Origin of the sequence: Pantoea sp. AG702 (genome assembly GCF_003182295.1) — a bacterium.
Taxonomy (GTDB): Bacteria; Pseudomonadota; Gammaproteobacteria; order Enterobacterales; family Enterobacteriaceae; genus Pantoea; species Pantoea ananatis.
Map to the genome: position 1 here is coordinate 35,369 of NZ_QGTU01000012.1, position 24,796 is coordinate 60,164.

The following is a 24,796-nucleotide window of genomic DNA, read 5'->3' on the forward strand; positions in this document are numbered from 1 at the left end:
TAAATGAAAAACCTTTAATTACGTAAAAACACTTCCCTCATCTTTATTCTTTTATTAATGAAGTTATAAAAACCAGAGAATGCCAGAAAAACAATTAACAAAAAAGTCATAATAAGAACAAAACAAATAACCCATAAAAAACAACGGAATATTAAAAAAATAGCAACAACGACAATATAAAAACAATAATATCAAGACAAACAAAAAACACATCAGACCTTCTATTTAGACGCAGATCATACAAACACAAATAAATCGAAATGGCAGGAAACTTATCATTGAATTCATACCGGATTGTCATTTAAAAATAGTGAGCCATTTAAGCGCGCCTCATCCATCAGTGGCTCTGGTTAATATAAAATAAAACTACAGGATTTCTCTCATGAAACTTAAATTAGTTGCAGTGGCAGTAACTACATTGTTAGCAGCAGGTGTAACAAATGCTGCAGAAATCTATAACAAAGACGGTAATAAATTAGATCTTTACGGTAAAATGCAGGGATTGCACTATTTCAGCAGTGATAAAGGTGAGCGTGGTGATAATTCATATGCTCGCCTCGGTGTAAAAGGGGAAACGCAGATCACCGACCAACTGACCGGGTTCGGTCAGTGGGAATACAACATGCAGGCGAACCGCGATGAAAAATCTGAGAGCCAGTCATGGACGCGCTTAGGCTTCGCGGGGCTCAAATACGGTGACTATGGTTCGTTTAACTACGGCCGTAACTACGGCGTGGTTTACGATGTTACCTCCTGGACCGACGTGTTGCCGGAGTTTGGCGGCGACACCTATGGCTCCGATAATTTTATGCAACAACGTGCCAATGGCCTGGCGACCTACCGTAATACCGACTTCTTTGGCCTGGTATCCGGACTTAACTTTGCCTTACAGTATCAAGGCAGAAACGGCGGTGCTGATGGTGAAGGCAACAGTGTGACGAATAATAACCGTAATGCTGCGAAGCAAAACGGCGACGGCTACGGTGCAGCAGTGACCTATGCCTCTCCTCTGGGCATCAATGCCGGTGTGGCCTATTCTCATTCCAAACGCACACTGGACCAGAACGGTCTGGCATTGGGTGAGGGTGATAATGCCGAAACGTATTCAGCCGCGCTGAAATACGATGCCAATGCCGTTTATCTGGCGGCACAATATACCCAAACCTACAATGCCACACGCGTTGGTAATGGCAACCCAGGTTTCGCCAACAAAGCACAGAATTTCGAAGTCGTTGCGCAGTATCAGTTCGACTTTGGTCTGCGCCCCAGCATCGCGTATCTGCAATCAAAAGGGAAAGATCTTGAAGGCTTTGGCGACCGGGATTTAGTGAAATATGTTGATTTAGGTGCGGCCTATTACTTCAACAAAAATATGTCAGCCATCATCGATTATAAAATCAACCTGCTGGATGAAACTGACTTCACTCAGGCAGCGGGCATTTCAACTGACAATATTCTGGCCGTCGGCCTGGTTTATCAATTCTAATTCCGACGCGCTCGTGTTAAGCCAGCTCTCAGAGCTGGCTTTTTTATCACCCGCATATTTACCGCTCTGGGGTACAAGGATGGTTTTGACAACATTTAACGGGCGTTGCCTTTGTGGTGAGTGTCAGTTCGCCGTCGAGATCGATGAACTGAACGTGCATGCCTGTCATTGCACGTTGTGTCAAAAATGGTCAGGCGGGATTGCCATGTACATTGAAGCGGCCAGTGCGCCAGCATTACTCAGGCAGTCAGCCTCGCCCTCATGTTTCACCTCGTCCTTACAGGGTAAACGCTATTTTTGCCCCGGCTGTGGTTCTCCAATGTGGTTGTTGTTGACTGACAGCCAACGGTATTTTATTCCCTGGACACAGCTTGACCTGACTGAAGATGTGCAGCGCCGTCTGGTACTGGCCGCTGAAATCTGCACCGAGACTCAGCCTGCCTTCTGGCGCCTTACAGGGCAATATGCCCGCTTTAGTGGCAAAGCGTTCGAAGCCAGAATGCCGCACCGCTAATCGGTTTCCTCAGCCATCCCTCATGCACTGACGCCAGCGGCGCAGTCACGTCACGTCACGTCACGTCACGTCACGTCACAGCAGTAAAGATCATCACGCCATCTTAACGACCTAATACGCTATCTGACCCGACAACCGGACGAATGGCTATGTTGCCCTCGCCCGGCCTGATTCAGAGGCGCTTAGCGCTGCCTCGGTTTTAGTTTTTCGACCGCCTTCATCACTGAAAAATAGAACAGGGGTACAAAGAATATGGCCAGCAGCGTGCCGCTGATCATCCCACCAAATACGCCACTGCCGATCGCCTGCTGCGTTCTGGCACTTGCTCCGCTAGCCAGCATCAAAGGTACCACGCCCAGGGTAAAGGCCAGCGACGTCATCAGGATCGGGCGTAAACGCATCCGCGAGGCTTCCAGCGTTGCCTCAACCAGCCCTTTGCCGCCTTCGTGCATCTGCTTAGCAAATTCGACAATCAGAATGGCATTTTTTGCCGACAGTCCAATAATCGTAATCATCCCAACTTTGAAGAATACGTCGTTCTGCATATCCATCAGGCTGACGGCAATGACCGCGCCCAGCAGGCCAAGCGGCACGACCAGCATAACGGAGACCGGCACTGACCAGCTTTCATAGAGCGCCGCCAGCACCAGGAACACCACCAGCATGGACAGCACCATCAGCATAGGCGCTTCAGAGGCCGATTGCTGCTCCTGTAACGAGCCACCGGTCCACTCTATAGCAAAGCCTTCTGGCAGCTGTTTCGCCAGCCGGCTCATCTCGTTCAGCGCATCGCCACTTGAATAGCCGTGTGCGGGATTGCCGGTTATCTTGATTGACTGATAACCCTGATAACGAACCAGCTGCAACGGGGAGGTTTCCCACTCCGCATGAACAAACTCAGCGAGCGGTGCCATTCCGCCGGACGCATTGCGCACGTATAACCTGAGAATATCCTCGGGTTGCATACGATATTTCGCATCGGCCTGAATGATGACCTGCTGCATACGATCGCTGTTGGGAAAATCATTGACGTAAAGCGAACCTATCGCGCCGGAAAGCGTCTGGCTGATCTCATCAAAAGCCACGCCCATCGCAAAGGCTTTTTGTCGATCGATATTAAGCCGGATCATCTGCCCATCGGGTAAGCCGTCAACGTACACATCCCGGACGACAGAACTCTTCGCCGCAAGCGCCAGCAACTGCTCTTCCGCCTTTTTCAGCGCCGCATAGCCTTTGCCGCCGCGATCCTGCAGGCGCAACGTAAAGCCCGATGAGTTCCCCAGCTCGTCAATAGCCGGGGGGATCAGATTAAAGGTTTCCGCTTCAGGATTCGCTGACATCACTTTCTGCGCGCGCGCGGCTTCAGAAAAGGCGGTGGCCCCCTGACGATCTTCCCATCCTTTTAAGGTGGTGAAAGCCATGGCGGAGTTAGGCCCGGAACCCGCAAAGCTGAACCCCATTATCGCGATAGTTGACTGCGTCGCCGGGCTTGAAAGCACCTGCTGTTCAAAAGCTTTTACCACGTTCAGCGTGCGTTCGCTGGTCGCGTCCGAGGGGAGCTGAATGGAGGTCATAAAGTAGCCCTGATCCTCCTCCGGCAGAAACGAAGACGGCAGGTTTTTTATCGCCAGGAAGAACAGCAGGCACAGCGCCGCATAAACCGCTAACGCACCGCCTACCCGTTTTAATAAACGGCTTACGCCCTGGCCGTAAAGGTAAGTCATTGCTGCAAACTTATGGTTGAACCAGCCAAAGAAGCCCTTTTTCTGATGAGCATGCCGATCAACAGGTTTTAACAGCGTGGCACACAGCGCCGGCGTCAGGCTGAGCGCCAGGAAGGCGGAGATCAGGATAGAAACCGCCATTGAGAGCGTAAACTGCCGGTATATCGCCCCAACGGAACCACTGGCCATCGCCATCGGGATAAAGACCGCGCTGAGGACCAGCGTAATCCCGATGACCGCACCGGTAATCTCCTTCATCGCCTTTTGCGTTGCCGCTTTCGGGCCCAGCCCCTCTTCCGTCATGATTCGTTCGACGTTTTCCACCACCACTATCGCATCGTCAACGATGATTCCAATCGCCAGCACCATACCGAACATGGTTAATACGTTGACCGAGAATCCCGCCAGCAGCATCACGGTAAAGGTGCCCAGCAGCGCAATCGGCGCAACAATCGCCGGGATAAAGGTATAGCGAACATTCTGTAAGAACAGATACATCACAAGGAAGACCAGTATCATGGCTTCGATAAAGGTATGAATGACCTTCTCAATCGAGATCTTCACGAAGGGCGTCGTATCAAACGGAATGCTGTAAGCCATTCCCTCTGGCATAGCCTGACGCAGCTCGTTCAGACGGAGTTTGATCCGCTCTGCGGTTTTAACCGCATTGGCGCCTGGCGAAAGCTGAATCGCTGCCGCGGTAGAGACGCGTCCGTTTTCACGGGTGGCAAAACTGTAGGTTTGCGATCCGAGCTCAACCCGCGCCACGTCGCTCAGCACCACGCGAGATCCATCCGGATTGGCGCGCAGGGTAATACTGGCGAATTCCTGGGGTGAACCAAGCTGGCCTTTGACCAGTAGTGGATAGCTGACCTGCTGGCCAGCAGCCGCCGGTGCGTCACCGGTCCGTCCGGGCGCGATCTGGGTATTTTCCGTGTTGATTGCCCGACTGATATCGCTGACGGTCAGGCGATACTGGCTAAGCTTGACCGGATCGACCCAGACCCGCATTGCTTTCTCTGCGCCAAACAGCTGCACGCGGCCCACGCCTTCAATACGACGAAGCTCTTCCGTGATATTGCGTGAAAAGTAGTCGCTCAGATCGGCCTCAGTGAGTTTGCCATCTTTAGACGTCAGCCCGACGATCATCAAAAAGTTAGCGCCCGAGGCCTCAACGCTCAGGCCATTCTGCCGCACGACTTGGGGCAGGCGCGGCTCAATCACTTTGATACGGTTTTGCACATCAACCTGAGCCAGCTCAGGATCGGTGCCGGGCGCAAAAGTCACCGTAATGGATGCCATACCGCTGGTATCGCTGGACGATTCGTAATACAGCACGTGCTTTGCCGATGAAAGCTCACGCTCAATCAGCGCCACCACGCTGTTGTTCATGGTTTCCGGCGTTGATCCCGGATATGAGGCGGTGATGCTGATTGTCGGCGGTGCCACCGAGGGATAAAGCGCTACGGGTAATTTTGGAATGGAGAGCAGGCCAAACAAAATAATAAAGACGGCAATAACCCAGGCAAATACCGGTCGATTAATAAAAAACTGAGGCATGATTTACCCTGAATGAATATAAAAAAGATGAGGGCAGAAAACCGTCACCTGTTACGCTGCAAGCCCCGCAGGTGTGCGTGCTTTTTAAAGTAAGACGCCAGTCTGTCAATTCATCGTGGTGTTAACTGGCTTGTTTGCTGTGTGCATTTACGCCTCCTTTAGTCGGCGCAGCGCGGCCTTATACAGGAGCCGGGTCACGCGCCCGCCCCGGCAGGCCAGCGCATTGGTGGTGACCGCCTCCCAGAACGGCGTCTGGGCGGTTCGCTCATAGCGATTAATCTTTTTCACTGGCCGATACATCGTCGCGATCACGCTTCTCCCCTTAACGCTTAACGCTTGCTGTAGCGGTGTGACGCCGGAAGGATGCAAACCGGTGGTGAACAGCAGCAAAAATAAAAAGCAAAAACCGGACCTCACTAAATTACGCGGCGTCATCACGAATACTCTCCAATAATGCGCATTATTCCGGAGTGTACCCGCCTGACAATGACCTATTATGTAAAGTTTATGGAGAGAGTATGGATAGGTAAAAATAAAAAAACGTCGCACACCGCGCAATATATTCGATAGACAATTTAAAAGCGCAGGACATAATATATGCTGAACTTTGACAGGGACAGAGATTATCTGGACACAAAATTACAAGGTATTCGCCTTTATTTTATCCCGGGAAAGGGTTTGAGATGAAAATAGCTGAAAGTGAACGCGTCTTCATCAGGCGTTTTTTGCAACAGGATGCTCAGGGCCTGTTAAATTATTTATCCGCGCCTTATCCGGCCTGCTTTTTCGATGAGAAACTGGCCGATCTTGAGGCCGCCGTCAAGGAGGCGCGGAAAAGGAGCATTGACGCCACGCAGTTTGCCCTGTGTCTGCAACAGACAGGCGAATTAATCGGTCATCTTTTTGCCTGCGATGACGAAGAACCGGATGCCCGTACCCGGAACGTGGGATGGTATCTGAATCCTGCCTATCAAGGCCATGGCTATGCTCAGGAAGCCGCAATCTGCCTGTTTAATTATTTATTTCGGATAAAAAATGTCAGGCGGATTTATGCCTATGTCGCCGATGACAACGCAGGTTCGCAGCGATTATGTCAGCGTTTGGGGATGCGGCTGGAAGGATGCTTTAAAGAGCATGTGTCATTCACGGATCACAATGGCATCGCGATTTATGAAAATACGCAGGTTTACGCCATCCTGCAAAGAGAGTGGTGCATCAGCTAATCGGCGTTCCATGCTTTCTGTCGCCGCGTGACGTTGCTTTTCTTTTGGCTAAGGTCTGATTGTGGGTTTCATGCTTTGCGCAGTGCTTTTGCTGGTCTGCCTGTCATGACAGGCGTAATGTTCCTGATGATAGGACGCGCTTCTCCTCCGGCTGTGCTGCCCCATCATCCGCAACAGGTGTTTTTAATTTTGAGGGCGTTATGAGCAACGACAATCTAATCCTTGTGGCAGAGGATGACTTTGAAATCTCTGATATATTAATGAGTTATATCAAACGCGCCGGAATGAAAGCGGTACATGCGGCAGAGGGGGAAAGCGCTCTGGCCTTAATTAAAACCTTACAGCCTGACCTGGTGCTGCTGGATATCCAGTTGCCGCTAATCGATGGCTGGAATGTGCTTTCAACGTTGCGTAAAGAAAGCAACACGCCGGTGATCATGGTGACCGCGCTGGATCAGGATATTGATAAGCTGATGGGGCTTCGCCTGGGTGCCGATGACTATATCGTTAAACCCTTTAATCCTTCGGAAGTGGTCGCCCGTATTGAGGCCGTGCTGCGCAGAGCAAAAAATCAGGCTGTCCCTCAATCCCTGATCAGAACACGCTTTATGACCATCTACACCGATGAGTTCTGTGTGGAGATCCACAGCGGTGGACAGACGTTTACGCCGGTGCTGACCACCACAGAATTCAAGCTTCTGACGCACATGGCAAAATATCCCCGTAAGGTCTTCAGCCGTGAAGAGCTGCTCAATGCCTGCCTGCCCGAAAGTGACACGCTCGACAGAACCGTAGACAGCCACATGAGTAAGTTGCGTAAAAAATTTGAGGGCTGTGGCTTAAACGGCGTACCGGAAAGCATTCGTGGGATAGGCTATCGGCTGGGTGAACAGAAGTGAATAAAGATAAAGCGCTCAGTCGGCAAATTCTTCTGTTTATGCTGTCCCTGACGTTCACCATCATTATTGTGGCCGTGGTCGGTTCCTATCTGTTTTACAGCTTCATTATTGAAAATTTCCCCGGCGGTTTGTCAGCCAGCAACAGTGAAAGCATGACGGTTTTTGACTGGGTCTGGATCGCTATCAGCTCGATAATCAGCTTCCTGATTGCCTTACTGTTTGCTTTCAAACTCTCCGCCAAAATACTGAATCCCCTGAGTTCCGTTGCCACCAGTTTGCGCCGGATTTCTCAGGGCGATTTGAGCGCCCGCGCCGCAAACAGTCAGAGCAGCCTGGGGGAGGTGAATACCTTAGTCAGGGACTTTAACGAAATGGCGGAAAAGCTGCAGACGCTGGACAACCAAAGAAAGTCCTGGAATGCGGCGATCGCCCATGAACTCAGAACGCCGGTCACGATTTTACGCGGCAGGCTGCAGGGGCTGGTTGAAGAGGTGTTTGAACCCGATCCGCCGTTGTTCAAAAGCCTGCTGCGGCAGACAGAAGGATTATCACGGCTTATCGACGATTTGCGCGTCGTGGGAGCGGCAGAAGGCGGATCCTTTACGCTGGATGTGAAAGCCGTGGCAATGAGCGACGTGCTGGAAAACGTTGGCGCATCGTTTTGTCACCCGTTTCGGGAGCAGGGATTTAACCTCATCATTGAGCAAAATAATGCCGTTACGCGGTGTGATCCGCTGCGCATTATCCAGTGCCTGACCATTTTATTTGATAACGCGCTTAATTACGCCACGCCGGGCATCGTCAGGGTCCGAAGCGGATATCGGGACAACCTGTTTTTTATTGAGGTGGAAGATACGGGGCCGGGCGTGCCCGACGATTTCCAGCGTCATATGTTTGAGCCGTTTCAACGCGGCGCTGCAGGTCGTGCGATAAACCCGGCGGGATGCGGGCTGGGTTTATCCGTTGCGAAGGCGATTATGCAGGCTCATGGGGGCGATATTCGTTACCGCACATCATCCCAGGGCGGCTCCCTTTTTTTACTGCGCTGGCCTGACGCTGACTAGCGCAAATCCATCTCTGGGCTTGAAGGCAGGCGGAAGGTTTTATGGTACGCCTGCTGTTGCCACATCGCGCCAAGTATCGCGTCCCATTCCTGGGGAATGATTTTGAGCTTACCGCGCTGTGGCGTAAGCGTGATCTCGCTGAAGTACAGGCTGTCGTCCTTCAGCATTAAATCGACCCGGCAATAGTCGATATCTTTTGCCAGCGCCTGCGCAGCAGAGAGGGCGCGATAAAACAGCGCCGGTTCCGGTATAAAAACAGGATGATGGGGATAGGCTATCTGGAAGGGCTGCAGTTCCCATTTTCTGTTGTACACATTCACGTACTCCCTGCCCTGTTCATCAGTAAAGTCGGCTTCGATAATGCTCGCATTGCCGTCGAAGCAGTGAATACGCAACATCTCGGGCGTAGTGCTTCTGTCCCTTCCCTCAAACAGTTCAATATATTCTTCACACAGAATGGTGGGCGTAATGTCTTTGTATTGCCACTCTCGCGTGCAGTAATACATGTTCTTTTTCAGGGCTAAATCCAGCGTTAATAAAGCAGACTGACTATCGAACGCCGTTTTGTCTTTGCAGATTATCGTGCTGCCACTGTCGTGATTGCACTTTAAAACGAAGGTATCGGGCAACGCGGCAAAATCAATCTCTTTGGTGCTTTTATAGGTCTTAATTAAGGGCGCGACCGTGACTTCATCCGTGCGGCTGGCAACGTAGTGACGGACAGCGAGCTTGTCTGCCAGCAGCGTATAAAGCGGCTTCCTGTCATAGAGCAGCCTGTAGCACATTTTTTCATTCAACGTGACAGGATGAATCAGATCCGGCTCTCTGTTTAACAACGGGCGCAGTCGTTGCGTATGGAAAAGTACGTCGCTAATTAAAAAACACCTGATGATTTTGAGCTTATATTCAACATATTTAGCGATATAGTTCAGCGTCTTCATCTTATCCTCCCCGAAAGTGGCAGGATGATAAGCAGAATAGATTGCTGGAGTTTGTGTGAATGATGGAGCAGAGATGGAGCCGCCAGCCCTAGCCGAAAACGTCGCTGGCGCTGCCGACGCGCCACGCCGGGGCAACGCAGACGCATTACCGCGTAACGCGCCCGCAACCCAGTCAGTCAGTCAGTCAGTCAGTCAGTCAGTCAGTCAGTCAGTCAGTCAGTCAGTCAGTCAGTCAGTCAGTCAGTCAGTCAGTCAGTCAGTCAGGAACGCTAAACCGCGCATTGCCGTACTTCACCCTCTTCTCATGGTTAATATTATTTCATCTATCATTACATTAACTATTACTCCTCTAATTGTAATGAAGGGTTTACTCATCTGTTTTAGCTCAGTGTTATTTATTTTAATAATGACCAGGCTGGCACGTTGATTTCTTTCACTCAAGTAATTTTTATACATTTCAGCTAAAAGCCAACTCATATAATAATGATTTCTATTTACATTTTAGGTCTGATAAAATCCGCCGCGCCAGAATGTTAAAAGCACGCAGTCTCATTTATTAATGGACAGATACTAATGAAAAAAATGCTTAGCCTGTTAAGTTTTATTTTCCTGACAACGAGTTCCGCCTGGGCAACCACCTATCCTCTGACGATTGAAAACTGTGGTCAGAAAGAAACATTCACCAAGGCACCTGAACGCGTGGTGGCGCTTGGGCAGAATACCGCTGAAATTCTGCTGCTGCTGGGACTGCAGGACAAAATGGTGGCCAGCGCATTCTGGCCGACCAAAGTCTTACCGCAGTTAGCGGAACAAAATGCCAAAGTGCCGGTACTGACCGTCGAGATCCCAACGCTGGAATCCATTCTGGCGAAGAACCCCGATTTTGTTGCGGCACAGATCCAGCTGCTGATGGGGCCGAACAGCAAGGTCGCCAAACGTGAAGACTTTGAGTCAGTGGGCATCAACACCTATCTGTCTCCGGGCATGTGTGCCACAAAACAGAACACCGGCGATATCTACGGTAGCCGTGCCACGCTGTGGAATATGTCCTACGTTTATCAAGAGATCGCCGATTTTGCCAAAATCTTTAACGTAGAAGATCGCGGCCAGCAGGTGATCAACGACTTTAAAGCACGCGAAAGCGCCCTGAGAAAAGCCTTCCCGAAAGGTAAGAAAGATCTCTCCTTCCTGTTTTGGTTCTCCAGCTCCTCGCCCTCTGCCGACGCTTACGTCGGCGGTAAGAACGGCGCATCCGGTTTTATTGCCAATGTGTTAGGCGGCCATAATGCGATTACCACTGAAACTGAATGGCCCACCGTGAGCTGGGAAAGCATTATTGCCACCAATCCGGATGTGATCGTTGTGACCAGCCTTGACCGTAATCGCTGGAAACTGGATAACGCCGAAGAAAAGATTAAGTTCCTGAAAAGCGATCCGGCGGTCAGCCAGCTGGATGCGGTGAAGAAAGGCCATATCGTGGTGATGGACGGTCAGGCAATGAACCCGACGATTCGTACCCTTTACGGGGCAGAACAGGTTGGCGAACAGTTACGTAAGATGGGCCTGAATTAATGCGTGAAGGGGTTGTTCAGGCACGACGTGGCATGGGTTTTATTGCTGTCGCAATCATCGCCATCGTCGTGCTGTTTATGGTTATCGCGCTCGGCGTCAGCGTAGGCGAATTATCGATACCGTTGAAATCCGTGGTGTACACCGTGACCAATAAACTGGGTATGACGGATGTGCCCGTGAACCGTATTCACGAAAGCGTTATCTGGGACTTTCGTTTAAGCCGTGCGCTGGTTGCGGCGCTGAGCGGTGCCGGTCTGGCCATTTGCGGTGCTGTACTGCAAAGCCTGTTGAAAAATGCCCTTGCCGAACCTTACGTACTGGGCGTTTCTGCCGGCGCATCGACGGGTGCGGTATTGATCGTGGTCTCGGGCGTCGGGGCCGGTGCGATTTCCCTGTCGCTGGGCGCCTTTACCGGCGCCTTTGCCGCCTTTGCCTTTGTTGCACTGCTCACCAATGGCGCACGCGGTGGCACAGAGCGTACCATTCTGGCGGGCGTGGCAGCGTCGCAGCTTTTCAATGCGATTACCGCCTATACCATCAGTACCTCAGCCAATGCCCAACAGGCGCGTGACGTGATGTTCTGGTTGTTGGGTAGCTTTAGCGGCGTGCGCTGGCCTGAGTTTCAGCTGGTTTTGGTGATAGTGGTCATCGGTTTAGCGGTCTGCCTGTACTATTCCCGCGCGCTGGACGCATTTACCTTTGGTGACGACGCCGCCGCCTCGCTGGGGATTCCGGTCGGCGTGGTGCGTCTGGTGCTGTTCACGGCAACCGCCCTGATGACCGCCACGATTGTCAGTATGGCTGGCTCGATCGGGTTTGTCGGCCTGGTCGTTCCCCACGTGATGCGCTTCTTTTTCGGCCCGCTACACAGCCGCTTACTGATTGCCTGTGCCATCGCGGGCGCGATTCTGATGGTCCTGGCGGATATTGCTTCACGTATGTTGATTGCGCCGCAGAGCCTGCCGGTTGGCGTCGTGACCGCGCTGGTTGGCGTGCCTTTCTTTGCAATTATTATTTATCGCTCCAGGACGCAATAATGAGCATCAGCGCGGAAAATCTTACCTGGCGGGTAGGAAAAAAAGTCATCGTTAACGATGTATCCCTGGCGGTCTCGTCGGGCGAAACCGTGGGCTTACTGGGGCCGAACGGCTCCGGTAAATCGTCGCTGCTGCGCCTGCTGGCCGGTCTGCGTAAGCAACACACGGGCAAAGTGATGCTGGATGGCAAGGATCTGTCCCTGATTGCCAGAAAGCAGCTTGCCCGCCGTGTGGCTTTTGTTGAGCAACATGCGTTAACCAGCGCCAATATGACCGTACGTGATGTCGTAAAGCTTGGAAGGATCCCGCATCACTCCCCTTTTTCCAGCTGGACACATCACGATGATGAGATAGTGGAAGCCGCGCTGACGCGGGTGGATATGTGCTCACGCTGCGATCAGGGCTGGCAGAGCCTGTCCGGCGGTGAACGCCAGCGCGTACACATCGCCAGAGCATTAGCCCAGGCGCCCAATGAAATTCTGCTTGATGAGCCCACTAACCACCTGGATATTCACCATCAGATCCAGTTGATGAAACTCATTAGCGAGCTTCCGGTCACCAGCATTGTCGCCATTCACGATCTGAATCATGCGGCGCTGTTTTGTGACCGGCTGATTGTGATGCTGGAGGGCGAACTGATTGCGCAGGGAACGCCTGATGAGATACTCACAGAGTCGCTTCTGTGGGACGTGTTCAAGGTCAGGACGAAAATCGAGACGTCGCCCGTCCATGGCAAGAAGCATATTCATTACTATGCCTGATTCAGTGCTGCGTTAAATGTTTAACGCGATGTCACCGTTTCCGCTGCGCCCGGCCAGCCGTTTGTGATCGCCTGTTCTGCCTGCCGGTTTGTGTTTACTCTCAGCTTTTATTCGGTCGTGCCCCTTCAGGCCGCTTTCTGTGCAAGGACGGGCTGCTTGTCGGGCTGCCAGACTGGTCGCGTGCTACGGCGCGCTTGAGACGAGGGCGTTTTTGCCGTGCTGGCCGAAATCTCATCATGGGCAGCCAGCTTGCTGCTGCGCTACTCCCCTTTCCCCAGGCCATACTAAGCTGGCGCTTTTTCCTTTCATGCACGCCGTTGCCATGCTGATAATGTGTTGTCCCTTAAAAAAAGCGTAGTGTTCAGGGCTGGGCCTGTTATCACGACAGAAATAAGATAATTAAAACTCAGAGGATGAACCACTTGCAGGATTTACGCCCGGGTTCTTTTTTTAATAAACCACTGTTTTCCAGTTTCAATAACCAGTTTCGCGCAGCATAAATAGACATATCGCATTCATCCGCGACATCACGAGTCATGATTCCTTCCGCCTGGCGCTTTATCAGGCACATCATCACATCTTTCATTTTTGGTTTTTTTTCCGTTTCCTGAAGCTGATTCCATTTCGCCTCACACTGAATTTTATAAGCTAAATTTTTCATCGCTGGCTCCCCGTAAGGTAAAAATCCGACTTCATTTTCGAAATCAAACGCTTGTATAAGCGCGTATCGGCGACGGCTTTCTGCCACAACCGACCGCAATCTTAACCGACGATGCAATTTAACAATTACCGCCCTCAGGCAACCACAAACACTTATCCACGCTTATTTTTAGATTTAATATTCTGAATTTATAAATAAACACAAAATAATAAACCAGACGAAGACAGCGGTGAGGCAAGAAGAATGAGGACAGGCGAGCGGCAGGCAAGCTCGTGCCCGTCCGGTCAATCCGTTAGCGGGTATGACAGACAATCAGTGGCAATACACGGCTACCGATAAGTACGGCATCGTTCATACCGGTTATTTTGCTGATATAAAGATAGGAGAAGTTGGTATTCAATACGCTGTCAGGAACATTATCCCGCAGACCCGGATGAAGGGTGAAATGATTGAGTTTATACAGAGACTGAATATAAGGTGAATAGTGGAATTCGGCATTACGCCTTAAGACGTAATCCTTGCCATTTTTATGTACGATGCCATCAACGGAGACCATTGCGTCGCCAGAATAACGCAGCGTCAGCACAAAACTGGCGTCCAGATGAAAGTCAGTGGCGGCATCGCGCTGCTGTAAATTAGCCGCGCAGGTAAATTCAAACATGTCACTGTGCGATCGCACGTAATAATAGCTGGCATAAATGACCACGCCCGCCAGGGCAATGATGAGGCACAGCAATAAGGCGAGGCGTCGTTTAGGGTTTATCATTATCTGGCCTCCATCCCAGCTCGGTATAATTTGAGCACGCTATTTTTTCGTCTTTCGTTCTCACGCAGTACGAGACATAGACGTTGCCGCTGTGGCCTGCCGTGACATTTCTGTCCACATAAAACATATACCGACCGCCCTTCTGACACGCCATTCCGCTGTCTGTAATCAGCTTGTGCCACACGCGTTCAGCAGGAAAGGTCGATTCACCGGGGTGAACGGGAAGATAAAAGACGTCACAGCCATCAAGCCGGGCGACGCTGACGGGCGTGATGCTTTTCTCTTTCAGAAGCAGCGGAAGAAGAAGCACGCCGAGTAACAGCAAGATAAAACCGCCAGACAGCCAGTAGGCGCGCGGGCTGCGTCGCGTAACGGATGTGGAAGTGGAAGTGGAAGTGGACGCTGGTTCGCCCGCGGGATTTGGGGGCTGGAGGGCCGATTTTTGGATGCGAATAGCGGGATTGAAAACGAAGCCCACCTTGTACACCGTGGTAATCGCCTCCTGCTCTATGCCCAGTGAAGACAGCCCGCGTCGAATGGCGGAAACGTAGGCATTGAGGCTGTTGGAAGAAGGCGTTGCGCCCGTCTCTTGCCAGAAGTTATCCAGGATCTGCTCGCGGGCCAGCACGACGCCGGCGCTTTTCAGGAACATTTCCAGTAAATGGTTGCAGGCAGGCGATAGCGGCACGCTGGTCTCGCTGGAATCCACCAGGCATAGCAGGCCCTGAGCCGGTATAAACCGCACCAAATCGTCAATCACATACTCCGTTTGTTGCATCCTGTTCTCCGGCAACAAACTGCGTGTTTAATCAATAAGCAACACATGCGTGGCAACAAACCCTTATCGGCATGGGACAAAAGCGCAATGGCTCGCGAAGGCACACAAAAGGTGAATGCGGAATCCGCTACGGCAGGACCCGGCCCTCGTCGAGGCGATCGCAGGTTCAGGTGGTTAACAACCTGCACCCGCGGCAGTGAACGCGGCCTGCCCCATACCGGCTCACCTCAAGATCCCCCGACGCTGGCGCGGTGAATAATGTGCAAATTGTATCAGAGAAATCTGGCGGGAGAGAGGGAATGACCAATAGCTTGCTTACATTTATGGCATCACTTTCGACGGATTGATCCAAAACAAAGTGTGCGATCGGCAGCAATGCGGGGAGAGTACGGCGGGCGGTGGATGCCTTGCCAACGCGGTTTCGGCATCCACCTGTCGTTTATGACGTTATCGGTTTATTCCTGCAGGCAGATTAATACCAGCGGCCGAAACGTTTGATATAAAACATTTTCATTCCCTGCGCGACCAGGCAGTAGCTGAATAGCGTCAGCACCAGCCAGGGGAAATAGTGCCATGGCAGGGGCACTAACCCGACCATTGCGCCAAGCGACGAGAACGGCAGCAGAATACCGGCGGCGGAAATACCCAGCGTGGTCAGCAGCACTGGTAACCGGGCACAGCTCTGAACAAAGGGGATTTTCTGCGTCCGTAACATGTGCACCACCAGCGTCTGGGACAGTAAACCTTCAACAAACCAGCCGGACTGGAACAGCGACTGCGCACCGGCGTGATTGGCGCCAAACACATACCACATCAGCGCAAAGGTTGTGACATCGAAAATGGAAGAGGTTGGCCCCATCCACAGCATAAAACGTTTGATGTTACCCGCATCCCATTTACGCGGTTTGCGCAGAAACTCGCGATCCATTTTATCCCAGGGCAACGCCAACTGAGAGACGTCATACATCAGGTTCTGAATCAGTAGCTGCACAGAGAGCATGGGCAGAAAAGGAATAAACGCACTCGCTATCAGCACGGAAAACACGTTGCCGAAATTCGAACTGGCCGTCATGTTCAGGTACTTGATGATATTGCCAAAGGTCTCACGCCCTTTTAGTACGCCTTCGCCCAGTACCGCTAAGTCTTTTTCCAGCAAAATAATGTCGGACGACTCTTTGGCAATATCCGTCGCGCTGTCGACCGAAATGCCGACATCCGCCTCGCGCAGCGCGGGCGCATCATTAATGCCATCGCCAAGAAAGCCAACGGTATGTCCATTCTGTTGCAGTAATTTAAGCACGCGTGACTTCTGCTGAGGCGTAAGTTTGGTGAAGATCATGCAGCGCTCGACGTCCCGGCGCAGCTCGTCGTCACTCATGGCCTCGATTTCATTACCGGTCAGCATGGCTTCTGAAGCCAGCCCGATTTCCTGACAGACGCGCATCGTCACAAGGGGATTATCGCCGGTCAGCACTTTAACGCGAATTCCGCTGTCTTTCAGTGCCTGTATCGCCTTGCCCGCGCTCTCTTTAGGCGGATCAAGGAATGTCAGCAGGCCTTCAATCGTTAATTCGCACTCATCTTCACGGCTGAGCGGCACCGATATCCCGTGCTCACGCGTGGCCACCAGCAACACACGAAAACCCTGCTGGTTATAATGCCGTGTCAGCGCGAGCAGCTCTGCGCGCTTTTGCTCGCACAGTGGAAGGGTGGTATCGCCCTGACGTAGCGTGGTCGCCGCCGCCAGCATTTCTTCTACAGCGCCTTTGCAGATCAGCAACGGGCGGTGGCTTTGCAAATCCTCCACGATGACCGAGACACGACGACGAACGAAGTCGAAAGGAAGCTCATCCACTTTCTGAAACTGGCTACACTGCGCTTTAGACAGCGTTTGCTCACCAAACTTCAGCACGGCGCGATCCATTAAATTTTTCGCACCGCTCTGGCTGCTGCTGTTAAGCCATGCCAGCAGCAGGACGCGGGCATCCTCTTCATCGTTAGCGTTGAGATGCGCCGACAGCAAAATATTGTCCTGTGTCAGCGTGCCGGTTTTATCAGTACAGAGCACATCCATTGCTCCGAGGTTCTGAATGGCGTTCAGGCGTTTAACAATCACTTTGCGGCGCGACATCGCAATGGCGCCTTTTGCCAGATTGGCGCTGACAATCATGGGCAGCATTTCCGGTGTCAGGCCCACCGCAACGGCCAGCGCGAACAGCATGGCATCCATCCAGTCGCCCTTGGTAAAGCCATTTAGCAGTAAGACAATCGGCACCATCACCAACATAAAACGGATGAGGAGTCTGGAAACGCTGTTCACGCCGCGGTCAAACGATGTCTGTGGACGGCGGCCGGACAGAGAGGCCGCTAGCGAACCAAACCAGGTCTCGCTGCCGGTGGCGACCACTAACGCTCTGGCCGTGCCGCTGGCAACATTGGTCCCCATCAGGCAGCTGTTTTTCAGCTCAAGCACGCTGCGACCGGGTTGCTCTTCAATCTCCACGCCTGCACTGAGATCGTTTTTTTCTACCGGCAGGGATTCCCCGGTCAGGATCGCCTGACTGATGAACAGATCGCGTGAGGTCAGCAGGCGCACATCGGCAGGCACCAGATCGCCCGCGCTCAGTAAAATGACATCCCCCGGCACCAGTTCGCGCATATCAATATCGTAGCGCCGGGAGATTGCACAGCCCTCTTCCCGACGCAGCACGGTCACCTGAGTGCGCACCAGAGATTTCAGCGCCTGAGCGGCACGATTGGTGCGAAACTCCTGCCAGAAACGCAGCAGCCCGCTCAGCGTCACCATGGTAAGAATAATCGTCACGCCCGAGAGATCGGTTTCCTGACCAGCCCGCAACGGCAGCCAGTAATCCGTTATAAAGCTCACCAGTGCCAGAACCATCAGCACATAAATAAACGGATTATTGAATGCCGTAATCAGCTGGATAAACGCAGAGGGCGCCTTCTCATGCATGACTTCATTACGACCATAGTCATTGAGCCGCGCGCTGGCTTCCACATGGGTCAGCCCCTCAAAGCTGCTGTGCAGATTCGTCAGCGTCACATCGGTGCGATAACGTGCTTCACGTTCAATGGCATAAGGGGTGTTTGATTTTTTTGCTGCACGATGCGCATGGTAAGCCATCGCGGCTTGTTCGAGTTTCATGTCGCTCATGTCGACATCTCCCTGATTTAAAGCAACAGATATCCTGCATGCCAAATAATGCATGCCTGGTTTTCCGGTGATTACCGGTTTATTGAATCAGCCCGTCTCTTAGAAAAAGTTATTTTCCCCACCCTGCGGCCGTAATATCAGGCCGACAGATGTCGGGCCTTGCGAAATAAACGCAAAGCAAAAGAAAGCTGAAAGTGAAAGGGTGCGCAGCCCACAGCTACGCCTGTCGAGGCGGAGGAAAAAGTGCCAGAATATACATCAACATAGCGTGCTCTCGCGGTGACTACAGCGTTAATTTCAAGGAGAGCAATCGTGATCTAAAGAAAGGATTGCTGCCCGCCGTGTGGCAAGCAGCGAAATGCAGTTAGCTTGCCGGAGTTAAATCGCGTTTAGGGTGACTGTCCAATGTATGACTCCTGCAAATATTTTCACGTAGTATAAACGCCGGGCCCTTCGGGTAAAGGAAAATAACCGCTCAATTGCCATCTCGTTTATTAACCGTTTCTGTTTCGCACAGCCGTTTTGTTTGCGTCTTATAACCGGGCTGCATTTGTTATAACTTTTTTGCATATCATTAGCCGATAATGGACTATTCTTTGCATGAGCCCTTTCGTACACTCGCGTTACTTTCTCAGGCAAGGATTTTCCATGAAAAAAATAATTCCATCACTACTGGCCTTGTCACTGGCCACCGCCTTTAGCGTCAATGCTGCCACACCAAAAGATACGTTAGTCGTGGTGCAGTCGACCGATGATGCCGACAGCTTCGATCCGGCGAAGGGATTTGAACTCACCAGCGTACAGGCGTTCACCAATATTTATCAGCGGCTGGTCCAGTCCGACCCGCAGAACCCAATTGATTTAAAACCCACGCTGGCAACGTCCTGGCAGCCAGGCAGTGACAATCGCAGCCTGACATTTGCGTTGCGTAAAGACGCTAAATTCTCCAGCGGCAATCCACTGCGTCCGGAAGATGTGATCTTCTCGCTGGGTCGCGTCGTGAAACTGAATCTGGATCCCTCCTTTATTCTTACCCAGCTCGGCTGGAATAAAGATAATGTGGATAGCTTCCTGAAAAAGGTCGATGACGACCATGTGCAAATCAGTTGGACGGCCGACGTCAGCCCGGCCTATGTGCTGAGCCTGCTGTCAGCACCAGTGTCCTCCATCGTCGATGAAAAAACCGTTAGCGCGCACGCCGAAAAAGGCGATTTGGGGAACGGCTGGCTGGCTACGCACTCCGCCGGTAGCGGCCCGTATCAGATTCGCAAGGTCGTGATGCACCAGGCCGTGATCCTGACCGCCAATCCGACCTCTCCAGCCGGGGCGCCAAAGATCAAAAATATTCTGATCAAGAACGTGCCGGAACCCGCGGCCCGCCGTCTGCTGCTTGAGCAAGGTGATGCAGACATCGCCCGTAATCTGGGGGCCGATCAGATCGCCTCGCTGCAGGGCAAAAGCGGTGTGAAAACCGAAGCCATTCCGATGGCCTCGCTGTATTACATTCAGTTCAACATCGGCAACAAAAACAACGCCGCCTTAAAAAATCCGGCCTTCTGGGAAGCCGCGCGCTACCTGTTTGACTACAAGGGCATTGCCGGACAGCTGCTGAAAGGCCAGTTCGATGTGCACCAGACGTTTCTGCCGAAAGGTTTTCTGGGTGCATTAAACGACAACCCCTACAGTTACGATCCTGAAAAAGCCAAAACGATTCTGAAAAAGGCCGGCCTGACTAACGTCAGCTTCACCCTGTCTACCAGCAATCAGCCTCCCTACCTGGATATCGCTCAGGCCCTGCAGGGCAGCTTTGCCAAGGGCGGCGTGAAAGTGGAAGTGTTACCGGGACTGAGCTCTGAAGTCTCGACCCGCGTCAAAGCGCATAATTACGAAGGCACGATCAACGCCTGGGGCGCAGACTACTTTGATCCGAACACCAACGCCGCGTCATTTGCCTATAACCCGGAAGATGGCAGCAAGACGATTGCTTACCGTTCCGACTGGCACATTCCGGAGCTGAACAAACAGGTGCTGGCGGCAACGGCTGAAAGCGATCCGAAAAAACGCGTTGAGCTGTATCAGGCCATGCAGCGTGAAGTGCTGAAAAGCTCGCCTTATGTGATTGGCCTGCAGGCGAAAAACCTCATCGCCCTGCGCGATAACCTCAAGGGCTATGTTCAGGGCATTAACCCGGACATGGTTTACTACTCGCAGGTAACGAAGTAATGGCACAGTCTGCCTCTTCTGCCGGGCCCGCCCGGCATGTCTGGCGGCGCGTTGGCCGCCTTTCATCAGGCTTGCTGTCGCTGGCGATCACCCTGCTGGGTTTGCTGGCGTTCACCTTTATGCTGTCGCATCTGTCCCCTATCGATCCGGTACAGCAAATCGCTGGCGATCATGCCAGCGAAGCGACCTACGCGCAGGTGCGTCACGATCTGGGATTAGATCAGCCGGTACTGATGCAGTTCTGGCACTACATTGAACACCTGCTGCGCGGCGATCTCGGCGTATCCCGCCTGACCAACCAGCCGGTGAGCAGCGACCTGCTTCAGACGTTTCCGGCCACTATCGAGCTGGCGACCTGCGCGATGATTTTTGCCGTCATCTTTGGCGTTTCACTGGCACTGATTGCCGCGTGGAAACCCGGCAGCTGGATTGATAACGTCGCCCGCTTTATCTCCCTGCTGGGCTACTCTGTGCCGGTTTTCTGGCTGGGCCTGCTGGGCCTGTTGCTGTTTTATGCGGTTCTGCACTGGTCTGCCGGACCTGGGCGGCTGGATGATATCTGGGCCTATACGCTGGAGCCGAAAACCGGCTTCGTGCTGATTGACAGCTGGCTGTCGGGTGACCGGGAAATATTCTGGAATGCGGTGGCGCACTTATGGTTACCGGTGGTGATCCTGGGCCTGCTGGCGATGGCAGGCATCACCCGCCTGCTGCGCGCGGCGCTGCTGGAAGAGAGCAGCAAAGAGTATGTGGTGCTGGCACGAGCCAAAGGCGCGGGACGGGGGCGCATTCTGTTGCGCCATATTTTCCCTAACGTGCTCGGCACCCTGATTACCGTGATTGCGCTCTCTTACGCGACCTTGCTGGAAGGCTCGGTCCTGACGGAAACCGTATTTGCCTGGCCCGGCGTGGGGCGCTACATGACCAATGCGCTTTTCTCTGGCGATGTGCCGGCGATTTTAGGCGCCACCTTACTGATCGGCGGCTGCTTTATCCTGATTAACGCGCTGGCGGATGCCCTCACCTGGTTAACCGACCCGAGAACACGATGACGCAACAACTCACTGAACTTGAAACGGTGCGACCCCGTCGCCGCCGTCGCCGCATCACCTCGTTAACCATTGGATTGACGCTGGTGACGATTGTGATTCTGATGGCAGTGCTGGCCCCGCTTATTGCCCCTTACGATCCGAATCTGCAAACCATCGCCAGCCGGTTGCTGCCCCCTTCGGCTGCACACTGGTTCGGCACCGATGGATTTGGTCGCGATTTACTCTCCCGGGTGATTTATGGCGCGCGCCCTACGCTGCTGCTGGTCTCGCTGATCCTGGTTCTGACCATTCCGGTTGGCCTGTTGGTGGGGATCACCGCGGGTTACGCGGGCGGCTGGACCGAGCGCGTATTAATGCGCATTACGGATATTTTTCTGTCGCTGCCCAACCTGGTGATTGCGCTGGCGCTGGTCGCAATGATGGGACCGGGACTGATGAACGGCGCGCTGGCTCTGGCGCTGACCAGTTGGCCTCCGTTTGCCCGCCAGGCACGAGCCGAAACCCTGGCGCTGCGCCGCAGCGACTATCTGGCGGCGGCCCGAATGCAGGGGATTACCGGTTTTCGCCTGATGTTCGGCCATATTCTGCCGCTGTGCCTGCCCACCGCGGTGGTGCGCGCCGCACTCAGCCTGGGTGGGATTATTCTGGCGGCCGCCGGACTGGGCTTCCTTGGCATGGGCGTGCAACCGCCGACCGCCGAGTGGGGTTCAATGGTGGCAGAAGGCAGTAAGGTCATATTTGACCAGTGGTGGGTCGCTGCTGCACCCGGCGCGGCCATTCTGTTTGCCAGCCTGGCCTTTAACCTGACAGGCGATGGCCTGCGTGACCGACTGGATACCCGACATGCAAAATAACATTCTGGTAGAGTCGCTCAGCATCCGCAGCGACGACGCGACGCTGGTCGATAACATTAGCTTTTCTATCGGGCGTGAGCGCGTGGCGCTGGTCGGCGAATCCGGCTCCGGCAAATCCCTTACTGCACGAACCCTGATGGGACTGCTGTCTCCGTCACTGCATCTGCAAGCTACCCAGCTCCAGGTCGCCGGTGAAAATGCCCTGACCCTGAACGAACGCAGCTGGAGTAAGCTTCGTGGCGATCGCGTGGCCATGGTGATGCAGGATCCCAAGTATGCGCTGAACCCGGCGCGGACGATCGGCTGGCAGGTTGAAGAACCGCTGATTCTGCATCGCCGCCTGAGTCGGGCGGAACGAAAAGAAAAAGTCTGCGATATGCTGGACGCGGTGGGCCTGCCCGATCCGCGAGCCCTGATGCAGTTCTATCCGCATCAGCTTTCGGGCGGCATGGGCCAGCGCGTGATGCTGGCGATCGCCCTGATTACCGATCCGGCTTTTTTGATTGCGGATGAGCCGACCTCCGCGCTGGATCACGCCATGCGCGATCAGGTGCTGTCGCTGATCCGCCAGCTGGTTGAGTCACGCAACATGGGCCTGCTACTGATTAGCCACGACCTGCAACAGGTTTCGGAACACTGCGAGCGGGTTATGGTGATGTACAAAGGCCGGGTGCTGGATACGCTGCCGGCCGCCGATCTGCCTCAGGCCACGCATCCCTACACCCGTACGCTGTGGTCATGCCGTCCCAGTAAAGCAACACATGGACAACCGCTGCCGGTTCTGGACCGCGCGGCGCTGGAGGCCAACCACAATGATTAATTTGCATAACCTCAGTGTGTCACACAAACAGGGTTACGATCTCCGCACGGTGGTGCACGACGTGAATCTACAGGTGAACGCCAGTGAGTGCTTTGGCCTGGTCGGCCCGTCCGGCTGTGGTAAATCGTCGCTGCTGTGGGTTATGGCTGGACTGAATCCCCACTGGCAGGGCGAGATGCAGCTGGCCGGGCATCCGGTGCAGCCAGGCAAAACCTTTACCGGTGCGCTGCGCCAGGACGTGCAAATGGTGTTTCAAGACCCTTATGCTTCCCTGCATCCGCGCCACCGTTTGCGCCGCACGCTGGCTGAGCCGCTCAGGCTGCTTAAGCAGGATAACATTGACGATCGTATTGATGACAGATTTCGCCATGTCGGGCTGGACCCGTCGTTAGCCGATCGTTATCCTCATCAGCTGTCCGGCGGCCAGCGTCAGCGCGTGGCGATTGTTCGCGCTCTGTTGCTGCAGCCCAAAATACTGCTGCTGGATGAGCCGACATCAGCACTGGATATGTCAATACAGGCTGAAATCCTCAATCTGCTTAACGATCTCAAGCGTCAGGATGGCCTGACCATGGTTCTGGTGAGTCACGATCCTGACGTGATTGACCATATGTGTGACCGTGCCGTACGCATGGCGCAGGGGCGGATCGTTGAGCACATTGCCGCTCCAGCCTAAGTAAGGAAAGATAATGACCATCAGACTCCGCCCGCTGGAAAGAGAAGATCTGCACTTTGTGCACCAGCTTGATAACAATGCCAGCGTCATGCGCTACTGGTTCGAAGAGCCGTATGAGGCTTTTGTTGAGCTGTCCGATCTCTACGACAAACACATTCACGATCAGACCGAGCGACGTTTCGTGGTGGAACATGAGGGGCAAAAAGCGGGAATGGTGGAACTGGTCGAAATTAACCATGTCCATCGCCGTGCTGAGTTTCAGATCATCATCGATCCGACCCATCAGGGCAAAGGCCTGGCAACCCAGGCCGCCCGCCTGGCGATGGATTACGGTTTCTCAGTCCTCAACCTGTACAAGCTGTACCTGATTGTCGATCAGGAAAATGAGAAAGCGATCCATATCTACAGCAAACTCGGTTTTGAGATCGAAGGCGTGCTAAAACACGAATTCTTTATCAATGGCGAGTACCGCAATACGATCCGTATGTGCATTTTCCAGCATCAGTATCTGGAACGGCATAAAACCCAGGGCAGCATGGTCAAACCCACTGCCCAGTAATCAGCCGCGCGCGCCGACCGGATTCATGTAAGGGCTGGGATGCTCTGGCTCGAGGTTGTACATGCCGCCATAGAACGGATCCACCAGTAACCAACCGGGTAAACCCAGCAGGGGAATATTTCCCAGCAGATACCAGAGGTTGGCGCGGGCCTCAATTGGCACCGTTACTGGCACATAGCCCGGACTTTCCAGCATCAGCAGATAGTGTTTTTTGCCAAAGTAGCGGTGGTTGGATTTCTCCAGGACGACGGTTTTCGGCGTGTATCCTTCCGCAACCGGGCGGCCGTTTTCATCCTGCACGGTAAAACGCGCGCCCGGCGGCTGTGAATCGATCAGAACCGATTGAGTTTCAGTGCCAACAATGGTGGCGCAGCCGCTCAGAAGCATCGCGGCGGCAAGCGCCAGAATGTGCTGTTTCATGGAAGGATCCGATAAAAGTCAGGAAGCACAG

22 protein-coding genes are annotated in these 24,796 nt (G+C 53.2%); 14 read left to right on the plus strand and 8 right to left on the minus strand.

What is annotated here, in order from left to right; translation table 11 throughout:
• The first annotated feature begins 382 nt into the window (after positions 1 to 382).
• Both ompC and DFO57_RS21665 read left to right on the plus strand, forming a co-directional pair.
• The gene (gene ompC, locus DFO57_RS21660; RefSeq protein WP_013026835.1) at positions 383 to 1,486 is read left to right on the plus strand and encodes a porin OmpC; all 1,104 of its coding nucleotides are present in this window, start codon (positions 383 to 385) and stop codon (positions 1,484 to 1,486) included.
• 85 nt (positions 1,487 to 1,571) lie between these two features.
• Positions 1,572 to 2,000 (plus strand): GFA family protein, encoded by a 429-nt coding sequence (locus DFO57_RS21665; protein ID WP_110015955.1) that lies wholly within the window; start codon positions 1,572 to 1,574, stop codon positions 1,998 to 2,000.
• Between the two features lie 182 nt (positions 2,001 to 2,182).
• On the opposite strand, the gene DFO57_RS21670 is transcribed toward DFO57_RS21665, so the two are convergent.
• Together DFO57_RS21670 and DFO57_RS21675 are read right to left on the minus strand one after the other, a co-directional pair.
• On the minus strand, positions 2,183 to 5,284 hold the full coding sequence (locus DFO57_RS21670; protein ID WP_110015941.1) for an efflux RND transporter permease subunit: 3,102 nt from the start codon (positions 5,282 to 5,284) through the stop codon (positions 2,183 to 2,185).
• A 147-nt stretch (positions 5,285 to 5,431) separates the two neighbouring features.
• Positions 5,432 to 5,719 carry a hypothetical protein gene (locus tag DFO57_RS21675; RefSeq protein WP_024471351.1) on the minus strand — a complete coding sequence of 96 codons (288 nt, stop codon included), beginning with the start codon at positions 5,717 to 5,719 and terminating at the stop codon, positions 5,432 to 5,434.
• A gap of 248 nt (positions 5,720 to 5,967) precedes the next feature.
• Here DFO57_RS21675 and DFO57_RS21680 point away from each other — a divergent pair, with 248 nt between their 5' ends.
• The 3 genes from DFO57_RS21680 (at position 5,968) to DFO57_RS21690 (ending at position 8,470) form a co-directional block, all read left to right on the plus strand.
• Positions 5,968 to 6,507 (plus strand): GNAT family N-acetyltransferase, encoded by a 540-nt coding sequence (locus DFO57_RS21680; protein WP_013026839.1) that lies wholly within the window; start codon positions 5,968 to 5,970, stop codon positions 6,505 to 6,507.
• A gap of 200 nt (positions 6,508 to 6,707) precedes the next feature.
• Complete coding sequence (locus DFO57_RS21685; RefSeq protein ID WP_014594389.1) at positions 6,708 to 7,406, plus strand: response regulator; 699 nt, start codon at positions 6,708 to 6,710, stop codon at positions 7,404 to 7,406.
• On the plus strand, positions 7,403 to 8,470 hold the full coding sequence (locus DFO57_RS21690; RefSeq protein WP_028715551.1) for an ATP-binding protein: 1,068 nt from the start codon (positions 7,403 to 7,405) through the stop codon (positions 8,468 to 8,470). Before DFO57_RS21685 ends, DFO57_RS21690 begins: the two co-directional genes overlap by 4 nt.
• Here the strand turns inward: DFO57_RS21690 and DFO57_RS21695 are convergent.
• Positions 8,467 to 9,411 (minus strand): ATP-grasp fold amidoligase family protein, encoded by a 945-nt coding sequence (locus DFO57_RS21695; RefSeq protein ID WP_110015943.1) that lies wholly within the window; start codon positions 9,409 to 9,411, stop codon positions 8,467 to 8,469. The genes DFO57_RS21690 and DFO57_RS21695 overlap by 4 nt on opposite strands.
• 573 nt (positions 9,412 to 9,984) lie before the next feature.
• On the opposite strand from DFO57_RS21695, the gene DFO57_RS21705 reads away from it, so the two are divergent.
• Genes DFO57_RS21705 through DFO57_RS21715 form a run of 3 tightly spaced genes read left to right on the plus strand, consistent with a single transcriptional unit; the run spans position 9,985 to position 12,781 of the window.
• Positions 9,985 to 10,983, plus strand: coding sequence for an ABC transporter substrate-binding protein (locus DFO57_RS21705; protein WP_013026843.1), 999 nt, complete (start codon positions 9,985 to 9,987; stop codon positions 10,981 to 10,983).
• Positions 10,983 to 12,020: an iron ABC transporter permease gene (locus DFO57_RS21710; RefSeq protein WP_013026844.1), complete on the plus strand. Its 1,038-nt coding sequence runs from the start codon at positions 10,983 to 10,985 to the stop codon at positions 12,018 to 12,020. Before DFO57_RS21705 ends, DFO57_RS21710 begins: the two co-directional genes overlap by 1 nt.
• Positions 12,020 to 12,781: an ABC transporter ATP-binding protein gene (locus DFO57_RS21715; protein WP_014605212.1), complete on the plus strand. Its 762-nt coding sequence runs from the start codon at positions 12,020 to 12,022 to the stop codon at positions 12,779 to 12,781. Before DFO57_RS21710 ends, DFO57_RS21715 begins: the two co-directional genes overlap by 1 nt.
• Positions 12,782 to 13,187: 406 nt before the next feature.
• Here DFO57_RS21715 and DFO57_RS21720 read toward each other — a convergent pair whose 3' ends face one another.
• The 4 genes from DFO57_RS21720 to mgtA form a co-directional block, all read right to left on the minus strand.
• A complete protein-coding gene (locus DFO57_RS21720; RefSeq protein ID WP_227022906.1) occupies positions 13,188 to 13,529 on the minus strand; it encodes a FaeA/PapI family transcriptional regulator in 342 nt (113 codons plus the stop codon).
• Between the two features lie 205 nt (positions 13,530 to 13,734).
• On the minus strand, positions 13,735 to 14,208 hold the full coding sequence (locus DFO57_RS21725; RefSeq protein ID WP_013026847.1) for a hypothetical protein: 474 nt from the start codon (positions 14,206 to 14,208) through the stop codon (positions 13,735 to 13,737).
• Positions 14,195 to 14,986: a winged helix-turn-helix domain-containing protein gene (locus tag DFO57_RS21730; RefSeq protein ID WP_019106314.1), complete on the minus strand. Its 792-nt coding sequence runs from the start codon at positions 14,984 to 14,986 to the stop codon at positions 14,195 to 14,197. The genes DFO57_RS21725 and DFO57_RS21730 overlap by 14 nt, the downstream gene beginning before the upstream one ends.
• 472 nt (positions 14,987 to 15,458) lie before the next feature.
• The gene (mgtA, locus tag DFO57_RS21735; RefSeq protein WP_110015947.1) at positions 15,459 to 18,161 is read right to left on the minus strand and encodes a magnesium-translocating P-type ATPase; all 2,703 of its coding nucleotides are present in this window, start codon (positions 18,159 to 18,161) and stop codon (positions 15,459 to 15,461) included.
• Positions 18,162 to 18,809: 648 nt separating this feature from the next.
• Between mgtA and DFO57_RS21740 the strand changes: the two genes are divergently transcribed.
• Genes DFO57_RS21740 through speG form a run of 6 tightly spaced genes read left to right on the plus strand, consistent with a single transcriptional unit; the run spans position 18,810 to position 24,345 of the window.
• Positions 18,810 to 20,384 carry an ABC transporter substrate-binding protein gene (locus tag DFO57_RS21740; protein WP_019106312.1) on the plus strand — a complete coding sequence of 525 codons (1,575 nt, stop codon included), beginning with the start codon at positions 18,810 to 18,812 and terminating at the stop codon, positions 20,382 to 20,384.
• Positions 20,384 to 21,436 (plus strand): ABC transporter permease, encoded by a 1,053-nt coding sequence (locus DFO57_RS21745; protein ID WP_013026851.1) that lies wholly within the window; start codon positions 20,384 to 20,386, stop codon positions 21,434 to 21,436. The genes DFO57_RS21740 and DFO57_RS21745 overlap by 1 nt, the downstream gene beginning before the upstream one ends.
• Positions 21,433 to 22,290 (plus strand): ABC transporter permease, encoded by an 858-nt coding sequence (locus DFO57_RS21750; RefSeq protein WP_013026852.1) that lies wholly within the window; start codon positions 21,433 to 21,435, stop codon positions 22,288 to 22,290. Before DFO57_RS21745 ends, DFO57_RS21750 begins: the two co-directional genes overlap by 4 nt.
• Entirely contained in the window at positions 22,280 to 23,110 is an 831-nt protein-coding gene (locus tag DFO57_RS21755) for an ABC transporter ATP-binding protein (RefSeq protein WP_022623562.1), read from the plus strand. The genes DFO57_RS21750 and DFO57_RS21755 overlap by 11 nt, the downstream gene beginning before the upstream one ends.
• A complete protein-coding gene (locus DFO57_RS21760) occupies positions 23,103 to 23,786 on the plus strand; it encodes an ABC transporter ATP-binding protein (RefSeq protein WP_015699659.1) in 684 nt (227 codons plus the stop codon). Before DFO57_RS21755 ends, DFO57_RS21760 begins: the two co-directional genes overlap by 8 nt.
• A 13-nt stretch (positions 23,787 to 23,799) precedes the next feature.
• The gene (gene speG / locus DFO57_RS21765) at positions 23,800 to 24,345 is read left to right on the plus strand and encodes a spermidine N1-acetyltransferase (protein ID WP_013026855.1); all 546 of its coding nucleotides are present in this window, start codon (positions 23,800 to 23,802) and stop codon (positions 24,343 to 24,345) included.
• Here speG and DFO57_RS21770 read toward each other — a convergent pair whose 3' ends face one another.
• A complete protein-coding gene (locus tag DFO57_RS21770; RefSeq protein WP_015699658.1) occupies positions 24,346 to 24,765 on the minus strand; it encodes a hypothetical protein in 420 nt (139 codons plus the stop codon). It abuts the gene before it with no gap.
• Between the last annotated feature and the right edge of the window lie 31 nt (positions 24,766 to 24,796).